The 12480-nt window shown below is 39.7% G+C and carries 10 protein-coding genes; 4 read left to right on the forward strand and 6 right to left on the reverse strand.

Annotated features, from left to right (window positions below):
• Positions 1 to 43 precede the first annotated feature (43 nt).
• On the reverse strand, positions 44 to 1450 hold the full coding sequence (locus B1K71_RS16675; protein WP_077329023.1) for an MBL fold metallo-hydrolase: 1407 nt from the start codon (positions 1448 to 1450) through the stop codon (positions 44 to 46).
• Positions 1451 to 2001: 551 nt separating this feature from the next.
• On the opposite strand from B1K71_RS16675, the gene B1K71_RS16680 reads away from it, so the two are divergent.
• The 4 genes from B1K71_RS16680 to B1K71_RS16695 all read left to right on the forward strand — a co-directional run bounded on the left by B1K71_RS16680 (position 2002) and on the right by B1K71_RS16695 (position 8039).
• The gene (locus B1K71_RS16680) at positions 2002 to 3810 is read left to right on the forward strand and encodes a sigma-54-dependent Fis family transcriptional regulator (protein WP_077329025.1); all 1809 of its coding nucleotides are present in this window, start codon (positions 2002 to 2004) and stop codon (positions 3808 to 3810) included.
• Positions 3811 to 3964: 154 nt separating this feature from the next.
• Positions 3965 to 5161: an iron-containing alcohol dehydrogenase gene (locus tag B1K71_RS16685; protein ID WP_077329028.1), complete on the forward strand. Its 1197-nt coding sequence runs from the start codon at positions 3965 to 3967 to the stop codon at positions 5159 to 5161.
• A gap of 28 nt (positions 5162 to 5189) precedes the next feature.
• Entirely contained in the window at positions 5190 to 6530 is a 1341-nt protein-coding gene (locus B1K71_RS16690) for a GntP family permease (protein WP_175631945.1), read from the forward strand.
• A gap of 48 nt (positions 6531 to 6578) precedes the next feature.
• The gene (locus B1K71_RS16695) at positions 6579 to 8039 is read left to right on the forward strand and encodes a CoA-acylating methylmalonate-semialdehyde dehydrogenase (RefSeq protein ID WP_077329030.1); all 1461 of its coding nucleotides are present in this window, start codon (positions 6579 to 6581) and stop codon (positions 8037 to 8039) included.
• Positions 8040 to 8271: 232 nt separating this feature from the next.
• Here B1K71_RS16695 and B1K71_RS16700 read toward each other — a convergent pair whose 3' ends face one another.
• From B1K71_RS16700 to B1K71_RS16715, 5 genes are all read right to left on the reverse strand, one after another.
• Complete coding sequence (locus B1K71_RS16700) at positions 8272 to 8820, reverse strand: sigma-70 family RNA polymerase sigma factor (RefSeq protein WP_077329031.1); 549 nt, start codon at positions 8818 to 8820, stop codon at positions 8272 to 8274.
• A gap of 263 nt (positions 8821 to 9083) precedes the next feature.
• Positions 9084 to 9419: a hypothetical protein gene (locus B1K71_RS19695; RefSeq protein WP_139343350.1), complete on the reverse strand. Its 336-nt coding sequence runs from the start codon at positions 9417 to 9419 to the stop codon at positions 9084 to 9086.
• 54 nt (positions 9420 to 9473) lie between these two features.
• A complete protein-coding gene (locus B1K71_RS16705) occupies positions 9474 to 11318 on the reverse strand; it encodes an exo-beta-N-acetylmuramidase NamZ family protein (protein WP_245799328.1) in 1845 nt (614 codons plus the stop codon).
• Positions 11319 to 11339: 21 nt separating this feature from the next.
• Positions 11340 to 11729, reverse strand: a complete 390-nt coding sequence (locus tag B1K71_RS16710) for a PTS lactose/cellobiose transporter subunit IIA (protein WP_077329033.1) — start codon at positions 11727 to 11729, stop codon at positions 11340 to 11342.
• A complete protein-coding gene (locus B1K71_RS16715; protein ID WP_077329035.1) occupies positions 11719 to 12471 on the reverse strand; it encodes a ChbG/HpnK family deacetylase in 753 nt (250 codons plus the stop codon). The genes B1K71_RS16710 and B1K71_RS16715 overlap by 11 nt, the downstream gene beginning before the upstream one ends.
• Between the last annotated feature and the right edge of the window lie 9 nt (positions 12472 to 12480).

A 12480-nucleotide genomic window follows, 5' to 3' on the forward strand; every position in this document is an offset into this window, starting at 1 on the left:
AAAATACCCCTCCTTATAACGATTGAATCCATATGTTTTTTGACTAAGACTTTACTGGAAACTTTTCCTTCATCCAGGCTAAGTAACCACCTTTTACATTTTTAACATCCTTATATCCATTTGCCTGCATCAGGCTCGCGGCAATTGCTGAGCGGGCACCGGAACGGCAATGTACAAGATATGTTTTTCCTTCAGGCAGATCATCCAAAAGATCTGGAAGTGAACGAAGCGTCTTAAGATCAGCACCTTCAATCCTTCCATCATTCCACTCTGATTGGTTTCGAACATCAATCAGGTGATAATTTTCATCATCAAGTAAATCACGCAGTTTTTGGACATTCACTTCTTCGTAACTTTCTATACGTTCTTGATCACGTAATGTAAATGCTGGTTCTATTGAAGAAACAACCCGATCCAAACCTATTGATGACAAACTTTCTTTTATTTTATTGACGTGTTCTTCAGCTGCAATAAGGACAATATCCTGATCATAGCCGATCAACTCCCCTGCCCAATTTGTGAATGATTGATTAAATGGAATGTTGATGGCACCTTCTAAATGTTCCTTTGCAAATTCTTTGGCTCTTCTCGTATCCAACAAAACCGTATTACTTCCATACTTTATAAGCTCATCCGGTGTTTCCAGCCGCTCAATTTCCGTTTCATTAACTAATGGAGGCCCGATTTTATTCAATTTTTTCATCATCGCAAAATATTTAGGAGGGGTGGACTGACCAGTTAACAAAGATTTGACAAAGTCTTCCTTGTTCTCCTCCTTTAAACCCCAATTGTTTAATTTCTCATATCCAACAGTAGACATTGGTACTGCACCCAACGCTTTACCACAGGCACTCCCAGCTCCATGCGCCGGCCATACTTGCATAAAATCTGGTAATTCTTTAAACCTCTGTAAGGATTCGAACATTAGTCTTGCACCACTTTCAGCAGAACCGGCTATTCCCACTGATTTTTCTAATAAATCAGGCCGTCCAATTTCTCCAACAAATACGAAGTCTCCTGTAAAAATACCCATTGGCTGGGAAAAAGCTGCCCCTTTGTCCGTTAAAATAAATGAAATACTTTCTGGCGTGTGTCCCGGAGTATGCATAACTTGAAACTCAACAAACCCCACATTAAATGTGCTGCTATCTTTAAGAAACGTATAGTTGACACCTTCCACTTGATGGTATTTCCAATTTTCATCTCCCTCATCCGACACATAAACTGTTATATTGCAATTCTTGGCAATTTCCCTGGAGCCAGAGAGGAAATCGGCATGAATATGTGTTTCAGCCGAAGCTATAATGTTGAAACCCTTTTTCTTTGCTATTTTCAAATACGGGTCAATACTGCGTGCAGGATCAATTACAATGGCTTCTCCTGTACGTTCGCAGCCAACTAGATAAGACATTTGTGCTAAGTTTTCATCAAAAAATGAACGAAAAAACATGATTATACCTCCTCCTGAAGTCATTCATATTTAGATCGTGATATATTTCTCCATTGGTTAAAATGTCAGCGGTTTCATATTTCGAAAAACAATCTATTTTTCTCTAAAAATCACTCCCTCTTTATTTAATTAATGTAAAGTCAAAATATAGCTATATTTCAGTTAATTAAATACTAGCATACTAAAATGGGCGTGAATAATTGATTTATTTTATGGGGTATAACTAAATATTGTAGGCAGCAATGCATTTAAATCGGTTACTTCATAACAAACACACAAAAAAACTGCCGGCAAATTCACCAGCAGTATCACTGAATTAGATATTAAGCAGGACCCACACAGTAACCTTCATGCGGCCAGCCTTACTTACTAAATTGTTAAAGAAGATAACTAAAATACATACTATTAGTTGCACCCTGTTTCCATTCACTCAGTTATCCTTTATCTCACCTCCCCTATCATACTTGTTAAATCCCACAACAATAGTATAATTAAATAACTGAATATTTACGCTTATAAAACTTCACATAACCAAGGGAGGTACGCAAATTATGATTCAGGATTTTATTCAAAACCAAGATACAATAATCAAAAATGCTGAGCACTATCAAATAGATAAGTGGATGATTCCGAATCCTAACTATGTCGAACTAGACAACCTATCATTAATGCAAGCAGCTCAAGTAATACTAGCTTCGGATGCTGAATTTATACCTGTTGTGGGTAAAGAAAAAGAGCCGCTTGGTGTTATTACAGCAAAGTCTCTTTTGAAATCGTTTACACATAATGAACCAGTTAACCAAGCATTTATAACCGATCATTTACATGATAATTTTTCAATCGTTCATGTAACTGACCCCCTAATGAAAGTTAGTAAATTATCATATCCATATTATTTAGTTGTGGATAATCAAAATAAGTTGGTGGGCCTTTTAACTAGAAATGAAATTACAAATGGGTTATCCCAATATATTAGTGAAATGAATCAATTGGAACATTCGGCGGAAATATTAAACGTAATCTTGGATAGTGCTTATGAAGGAATTACCGTTGTGGATACAAAAGGTACAATCGTTGAATTCAATGATGCTTATAGCCGTTACACAGGGATTGAAAAAAAGGATGCAATTGGTCACCATGTCCAGGAAGTAATTGATAACACAAATCTTCACAATACGATAAGGACAGGAATGCCTGAACGCGGGGCAATACAATATATTCAAGGTCAAGCAATGATCGTACATCGCATTCCAATTTGGAAACAAAACCAAGTTGTTGGTGCTATTGGTATGCTTGTTTTTGAAGGTGTGACAGAATTAAATAAGATATATGAACGGTTACAGAAGAAATCAAGCCAACCTTACCGAACTGGAAATGCTATCACGCAAAAGTGGCGGGAAACCAATATGTTTACCTTAGATCAAATTATTGGCAATAGTAACCCTACCTCTGAATTAAAGCATCTCGCAAGGAAGGTCGCCAAAACAAATGCTACTGTTCTGATTACGGGTGAGAGTGGTACCGGGAAGGAAATGTATGCACAAAGTATTCATCAGTTAAGTCCATATGCATCCGGAAACTTTATCAGTGTGAATTGTGGAGCCATACCAGAACAACTATTTGAATCGGAATTATTTGGTTATGAAGAAGGAGCATTTACCGGAGCAAAAAAAGGGGGCAAGCCGGGAAAACTGGAAATGGCCCAGTACGGAACATTGTTTTTAGATGAAATAGGTGAAATGCCACTTTTAATGCAAACGAAGTTACTGCGTGTGTTACAACAAAAGGAATTTGAACGTGTTGGTGGTACAAGAAAAAATAAATTAGATACCAGAATTATTGCTGCCACAAATCAAAACCTTAAAGAAATGGTGGACAAAGGTGATTTTCGTGAGGATCTTTACTATCGAATTAATGTAATTGAACTACCTATACCGCCGCTTCGTAAACGGAAAGAAGATATTCCTCCTTTGGTATCCTACTACTTGAGTGCGGCATGCAACAAACATCAAATTCCGTTAAAAGAATTATCTTCTGAAGTAATAACCAAGTTTATTAATTATGATTGGCGTGGTAACATCAGACAACTATTTAATGTAATTGAAAATCTTGTGGTTCTGGTTGAAAGCGATACTATCGAACCCCACCACTTACCAGATTATATGTTACATACTGATCAAACACTCACCATCGGGGAAGATTCATTCCATCAGATGAAGACAGAAAGGATGAATACTGAAAAAGAAATGATTGTAGCTGTATTACGGAAGAATAACGGTAATAAATCAGAAACAGCGAAAACATTGGGGATTCACCGAACAACATTATACTATAAACTAAAGAAATATGACCTTATTTAGTCATCGAAATGTAGAAAAGTTACTACATGTGTTTGAAATAAATGTAGTAATTTTTCTACATTTATTTTTGAAAATAAAGTATTATCAAACCTTTCAAATTGGCATAACTTTTGCATATATAACACTGTACATCATTATAAGGGAGGTATGAAGAATGGAAAACTACAAGACTTTTCACTCGCCGCAAACGATTAATTATGGTCGCAATGCCTTTGGTGAAGTTGGTAGAGAGGCTAAGGCCAGGGGAAAAAAAGCTATTATTGTAAGCGACAAAGTAATGAATGACCTCGAATATGTAAGTGAATGTCGGGATAATCTGCTAAAAGAAGGCGTTGATAGTGTTACGTATTTAGGTGTAGATTCTGAGCCTACGGATATCTATGTAGATGAAGCGTTAACGCTTTTTAACGAAGAAAACTGTGAAATTGTCATCTCACTAGGTGGCGGCAGTTGCATCGATACAGCAAAATCAATTGCTGTTCTTGCAACCAATGACGGATATATCGGGGATTATATGGGCATGAAAAAAATGGCTGAAGTAAAGCCTATCCCACATATTGCAATACCAACCACTGCAGGAACCGGTTCAGAGGTTACGGATGCGGTAGTAATCGCTAATACTACAACCGATGTAAAAATGATGATAAAACAACCATCATTTTTACCTGAAGTAGCTATTGTTGATCCCTTGCTCACTTTATCGTCACCAAAACAAGTAACGGCTGCAACAGGTATTGATGCGCTCAGTCATGCGGTTGAAGCGTATATTTCCAAACGTTCACACCCTATGACAGATGATATGGCACTTTCAGCAATGAAATTAATAGTTGAAAATATCACAATAGCCTACGAGGATGGGGATAATTTAGATGCAAGAGAAAATATGTCATTAGGAGCCATGCAGGCGGGACTCGCTTTTTCCAATGCTTCAGTCTGTTTAGTACACGGTCTATCCAGGCCAATAGGTGCACTTTTTCATGTGCCGCATGGTTTTTCGAACGCAATGTTACTACCAGCGGTTCTTGAATTTAGTAAAGATTATGCCATTAAAAGATTGGCAGACTTAGGAAGAATTTTTATTCCCGCTGCAGAAAATTATTCTGATGAACAGGCTGCCGATGTAGCTGTGGCTTCAGTAAAAAGTCTGTGTTTGAAACTGAACATACCCAATTTAAATGGATGGGGTATTGACAAAACAGAATTTGAAAGCGTTGTCAGCAAAATGTCAAAAGATGCATTAGCCAGTGGAAGTCCAGCCAACAATCCAAGAGTACCTGAACAATATGAAATGGAGGAACTTTATAGAGTCTGTTTTGATTACGATTTTTCAACGGAACGTACAATAAAATAATTTGGGCAAACAGACAGGGGGGGATTTTATGAGTGTGATTGGTGTTGTGGGGTTAATCGTCTCACTGGTATTACTGATTTATCTAACAATGAAAGGGATAAATATAATAATCGCTGCGATCCTGTGTTCCATTTTGGTAGCGATTACAGGCGGGTTGAATCTTCAAACTGCCTTGATGGAAAATTATATGGATGGCTTTACAAGGTATTTTGCTTCATGGTTTTTAGTATTTTTACTTGGGGCTATATTTGGGAAAGTAATGCAGGAAACCAAGTCCGCGGAAAGCATTGCACAATGGATTAAAAAAACGTTAGGGACAAAACGTGCAGTGTTTGCTGTTGTAGCGGCAGCAGCAATTATGACCTATGGCGGAGTTAGTTTATTTGTTGTAGGCTTTGCCATCTATCCTATAGCAGTTTCATTGTTTCGTGCAGCTAATTTACCACACCGGTTTATTCCGGGGGCATTGGTGTTTGGTTCCATTTCTTTTACAATGACCGCACCTGGTTCACCGGAAATTCAGAATATCATTCCGACTAAATTCTTTGGTACAACACCAACTGGCGGTGGGTTTATCGGTGTTTTATGTGCACTGCTAATTATGATTGTCGGTGCCATATGGATTGGACATATGGTAAAAAAAGCAGTTAACGATGGAGAGGAGTTCCATCTTCCATATAAGAATGATAGAAATGAGTTAGCAGCATCCCTGGCAGAGGAAGAATATGATGCTAGAGACACTAAAAAACGATTACCGAACATTGTTGTCTCCGTAATACCATTAATCGTGGTAATTGCCGTATTAAATGTCTTGTCACAATTGATGGACCCGACAGCTGCACTATTAATAGCCCTGACAAGCGGTATCGCCCTGGCATGTGTAACAATGAATACGTTTCTCAAAGCATTTTGGGACTCCCTTGCCAAAGGCGCTCAGGATGCATTAGTTGCGCTTGCAAACACCTGTGCAGTCGTAGGCTTTGGCAGTGTAGTTGCACAGGTTTCAGCATTCGATGCTTTGGTGAATGGGCTTGTAAATTTGCCTGGTCCCCCATTATTGGGATTGGCAATTGGAGTGACACTTATTTGTGGCATTACTGGATCAGCCTCAGGTGGATTAGGTATCGCACTACCGGTTTTGGCACCCATTTATATGGGACAAGGATTGGATCCGGGTGCAATGCATCGAATCTCAGCATTAGCTTCAGGTGGTATTGATTCATTACCACATAATGGATATGTTGTGACAACAATTCGGGTTATATGTGGTGAAACTCATGAAAGATCCTATAAACCTGTTTTTCTTTTAAGCGTTGTTTTGCCAACTTCTGTAATGTTCTTAGCTGTTATTCTATATTCAATTTTTTAGTAATGAACAGCATGAACTAATATAATAACAACTATTGGAGGTATTATAATGGAACAATTAAAGGTTAAAACTATTAAAAACTATGTGAATGGCGAATGGGTTGCATCAAATTCAGATAAAACGGAAAAAGTATTTAATCCGGCAACCGGTGAAGTGATTGCCCATGTACCAATTTCCACCAAGGAAGATTTGGATCAGGCCGTTAAGACTGCTGCGGAATCATTTGAGACTTGGAAAGAGGTCCCTGTACCAAAACGCGCCCGTATTTTATTCAAATATCAGCAATTACTTGTTGAACATTGGGAGGAACTTGCGGAACTGGTCTCCATTGAAAATGGAAAAAGTTATAAAGAAGCCTATGGTGAAGTATTACGCGGAATTGAATGTGTAGAATTTGCATCCGGTGCGCCATCACTGATGATGGGCGAACAACTGCCATCGATTGCCACGGGATTGGAGTCAGGTGTCTATCGATATCCTATTGGCGTCATTGGCGGTATTACACCGTTTAATTTTCCAATGATGGTTCCTTGCTGGATGTTCCCAATGGCGATTGTAACGGGGAATACATTTGTATTAAAGCCATCCGAGCGCACACCAATTCTCGCCAATCGACTGGCTGAGTTACTGGAAGAGGCAGGACTGCCTGCCGGTGTATTTAACATCGTTCACGGCGCACACGATGTAGTAAATGGTTTATTGGATCACAACCAGATTGATGCAATTTCATTCGTTGGATCACAACCGGTTGCTGAGTACGTATATAAGAGAGGTACAGAAAATCTTAAACGTGTTCAGGCGCTTTCCGGAGCAAAAAACCACTCCATTGTATTAAGTGATGCCAATTTGGATAATGCAACAACACAGGTGATCAGTGCGGCATTCGGCTCAGCGGGTGAACGTTGCATGGCTTGTTCGGTTGTAGCTGTGCATCAATCCATTGCAGACGAATTCGTTGAACAATTAATCCAAAAAGCAAATGAAATTAAAATCGGCAATGGCTTGGATGAAGGGGTATTTCTCGGACCGGTTATTCGGGAACAGCATAAAGAACGTACATTACAGTATATTGAAACCGGTGAAGAAGAAGGTGCGAAACTGGTTCGCGATGGACGGGAAGATAAAGAGCTCCAAGAGAAAGGCTACTTTGTCGGACCAACTATCTTTGATGATGTGACTAGCGAAATGAAGATTTGGGAAGACGAAATGTTTGCACCGATCCTATCCATCAGCCGGGTCAAAAATCTTGACGATGCGATTGAGCTAACAAATAAATCAAGATTCGCAAATGGCTCCTGTATCTTTACGAATGATGGCGGAAGCGTTCGGACTTTCCGGGAAAAAATTGATGCGGGCATGCTCGGGGTAAATATCGGTGTTCCCGCTCCAATGGCCTTTTTCCCATTTTCCGGATGGAAAGATTCTTTTTACGGTGACCTTCATGTTAATGGGAAAGATGGAATAGACTTCTATACACGTAAAAAGACGATTACTACTCGTTGGGTTTAAGTAAGGTTTGATGGGGGAATCTTTTGTTCCCCCATTCATTACTTCTTTCATCGCGCCACCCCTAGTAAACTCCACCAACAACCTCTCAAACTCCTCCTGTTCATCCAAATCAAGAACTTCTTCAACAACCGCCACTCCACCATTCTGCTTAGCAGATTTATTAACCTCTCCCCCTGCCTGCGCAATGTTTTCTTCACGTATACAACTGCCCATTTTACAGATTATCGTCCCATTACAGCTTTTCCCGGAACTTGGGATCACGCAGCTTCATTCGCACCTGCTTACCCCATCCCTTCACAGCTTCAACGGTCGTATTCTCCGTAATGGCAATTTCTTTATAGGACATGCCTTCGATGATATGGTAATAAATCCATTTCCATTGTCTTTCTGTCAGTTCAGATTTTAACGTTTTCCAAAGTGTAAAATCAGTTAGTGAAAAGGATTGCCCGGGTAAGATTCGCCGGTTAAGCTTATCCCGAAGGCTGTGACGATTGCCGTCCGTGACTTGTGTTAAATGTTCCTGAATGGCTTTCGCCTGCGTGTTTTGATGGGAGGCTTCCTTGCGTATACGATCAATCAGGCGGTTACGGATGGTGTAATTGAAGTATGTAGCCATAGCGCCTTTGTCCGGCTGATATGTCTCGTAGGCGTTCCACATTGCGATTAAGCCCTCCTGAAAAAACTCATCGTGTGGGTCATTGATGTTCAGCTTGTGGATGTGATAGTGGATCCTTCGCTTGTTTTGCTCAAAAATTTCCTCAAAAGCTATTCGGTTGTCCATTGGCGTTCTTCCTTTGCTTTATAGTGATAAAAACTCCTTCTCATAACTATTATCGTTGCAACCTTGGATTTGGTGGCATGTAAAAACTATTATTTTTCGCCTTCTACTTATTCAATATAAACTACTTGTCGTGTGAAATCCGCCCGTAAGAGGGGTATGCACTCGGGCGGGCTTGCTAAAATGGCGGTGGCTGCCACTTGTTTTCATCTAGTGGTAAACAATATTTTACGCCGAACGTTGTGAAGCGGTATTTTTCCTGTAATTTATTGCGGGGATAAAGCACGGGAAGCATAAGGACTGTTCCAAATACTGATAAAGTGCGGTATCTGACTGATAAAACCCGGAAAGTGACTGATAAAATTCCAAAGCGACCGATATACTTCGACATCTGACTGATAAAAAATGAGAAGTGACTGATAAGCATGGGGACGGTTCCGCTTCTTGCACAATTCAAAAAATAAACAGAGTGCCAGAAAGCAAGGGGAATCGCCTTGCTTTACTCGCACTCTAGGCATCAAGCCCGCCTCTTTACCAACATAAATGAAGCCCTGTTGATAGATAGTGATTGGCTGCTGCAGTGGACGAATAGTTAACATCAATGTCCATTCATCATCCTATTAATGGAGAAGCACAAGAACCGTCCCGGCACTTCCTCAATGCATCAAATCCACAACTATTCTGGAAGAAAACTCAGGTGTCTCATACTCTACCTCATCTATCTTCAGGTTAAATGCAGCAACGAACACATCATTTTCAATCCTATAGTCGATACTGGATATAACTGGGCTGTTCTTTATATCAATGGTTCCTCCTTGTTCGTCTAATTCCCCTTCAATTTCTCCATAAGGAATTTTCAGTAATAACTTATCATCCTTTTCTTTTATCGTGTAATTATTCACTGTCTTGTTCAAATCGAATACTATCCTTGAATAAGCTGAGTGTATTCCATAACGGATATTTTTGATTTGTGTGGCTGATACGTTGACATCCCTGCTTGCGGTATAATCACCATACGAAGCTACTATTTTACCCTGTCCTTCTTTTTCTGCATGAAAAATACCATTTTCAACATACCCGATATCATTTGTAGTGGACCATTCAACCGATGAAGGAGCAATATCCAGCTTTTCACCGTTTTTATCATATCCTTGTACAGTTAATTCAACACTTTGACCCGGAGCGGCTGTTAAATCAAGCGGCAATATCCCTAACACTCCTTCGTCTTTATAAGGCTGGGCACCACTTGGATACGGATTATACAATAAATATTGGTTACGGACTTCTGTAACCCACGTATTTAATTCATCTTCCCAGGACTTTATGATACGATCAACTGGTTCATCATTCATAATCATCTCCGGTACTTCCGGATCCCCAATAAGATTCGCATAACTGGATGTCATCTCAAACTTTTCCGGATTTTGATCTCGCATTGCATCCACCAGATTTAAACCTAAATTAACTAAATTTATTTGTGATGGATCATCAATATGGACTTGAACTCCCCCGACTAATTCACCTTCATATTTACCAAACATCGGAGTGAAATAGGCGGATCGGAAAGTTACCCCTGAAATGTTCCGGTTATTCATTTCTTTTGCTAATGCTTCACCATCAATCCAAGGTGCTCCAACCAATTCAAACGGTTTGGTAGTGCCTAGCCCCGTGCTTAACGAAGTATCATCCAGCAATTCCGTTCCAGCATATAAATATGCAGTCTCTTTAGTTGGTATATTTGGTGAAGTCATGACCCATGGAAGACCGGTGTCTTCGAAATGCATGGTGCGTTTCCAGCCTTTCATTTTAACAACCTTTAAATCTACTCCCATACTATACTCATGATTCCACATCGTTGCTAATTCCCCGACTGTCATTCCATGTCTTACAGGAAGCAGAAATCTTCCCATGAAACTGACCGTTTCCTCTGATCGCAGCGGCCCTTCCACCTTCGTTCCGCCAATTGGATTCGGGCGATCCAATACAATTAATTCTTTATCATATTCTGCAGCTGCCTCCATGGCAAACCCCAGTGTATATATATACGTATAAACATTTGAACCAACATCCTGAATGTCAAATAGTAACACATCTACATCAGCCAGCATTTCTTCTGTTGGTTTCCATGTTGGTCCATATAGACTATACACAGGAAGACCGGTTTTCTCATCAATATATGATTCGACATATTCCCCTGCTTCACGGCTCCCCCGTATACCATGCTCCGGTCCAAATAATGCAGTTAATTTAACATCCGGGTGGTTATACAATAAATCAACACTGCTCTTTAGATCGCTGTCAACTCCAGTCGGATTGGTTATTAACCCAACTCTTTTATTTTCCAGCCAGTCTAACTTTTTATTCAATAACACTTCAATACCTGGAACAACCTTCCCATTTCCATTATTACCGTCTTTCCCCTCTGCACTGGAAGTTACCAACAAGGATGTCACTAATAACGCTAAAACAAATACAGGGAAAATGTATTTGATATATTTCACGAAAACACTCCTCATCTATTATTAGTCTTCCGAAGTACCCCATGTTTCCTGCTCCAGCTTTTTCTTACTGTTCCCCTCCATTAACTGATTCAGCTTTTGATTCATTTCATGTTGTTTACGGTACATCTCAATCATTTCCTGAATTAAATCTCTTTCCGACATTACAGTCATCAGATGATCCTGCGCATGAACCAATATTACCGACACACTGTCTACTTTTTCTTTTGCATCATCCTGCAGGAATTGCGTTTGTATCTTATGTGCTTCCAAAAGCTCATTTGATGCTTGTTTTATTTTTGCATCCACCTGTTCAAAATCATCGTTCCTTGCGTCCTGCAGCGCCTCATGTAAATATCCTTTGGCGTTCCCTGCATGTAATATAATATTCATTGAAAAATTTTCATGGTTCATCAACTAGCCCTCCATAATGGATTAAATCAACAGCGTGCTCATCTATCCAGTTTTTAATTTTGCTGTTCACAAGAATATTTAATTCTTTCATTCGAGTGAAATTATAGCTGCTTTTATTGCTTAGCCACGAATCCAAAAATGCAGGGTGACACATAATTTCTGTTACTCCTGGCTGCAAACCGGAAAATAGATTCAGTAAATATTCCGGTGAAACGTAATTATCACCATAAAAATCGTAGTGAAAGTAGTCACTTGTTAAAACAGAACCAGGAAGAACGGAGTCTGAAAATGACCTTACAGGGAGTTTGTATGTTTCGGCTACTTCCACCACTGCTTCCATTCCACAAGGGATATGGAGGTGCATGTGGTGATGACTATCAATATGCGTCACATCCACCCCCGACCTTAAAAGCAATTCAAGCTGGTATTCAAGTTCATCTTTTATGTCTTGCCGTTTCGCAGACTCTATTAGCTCCCTCCCTTTTAGAAATTCACCTCTATTATCTGTTAAACTGCTGACGGAAGTGGATATCGGTTGACCGGCATCCAGAACAAGATGCAAGCCTACCCCAAGATCAGGATACCGTTTCACTTCTTCGAGGCTTTCCTTTGAAAACTCTGTATTAACCATTGCCGTTGTACTTGTCAATATGCCATGCTGATGTGCATAAAGTATCCCTGCAGATACACCCGGCGTTAAACCGAAATCATCAGCATTTACAATTAATCGTGATGAATGCATGAAAAGTCT

Source organism: Virgibacillus siamensis, from assembly GCF_900162695.1.
Taxonomy (GTDB): domain Bacteria; phylum Bacillota; class Bacilli; order Bacillales; family Amphibacillaceae; genus Lentibacillus; species Lentibacillus siamensis_A.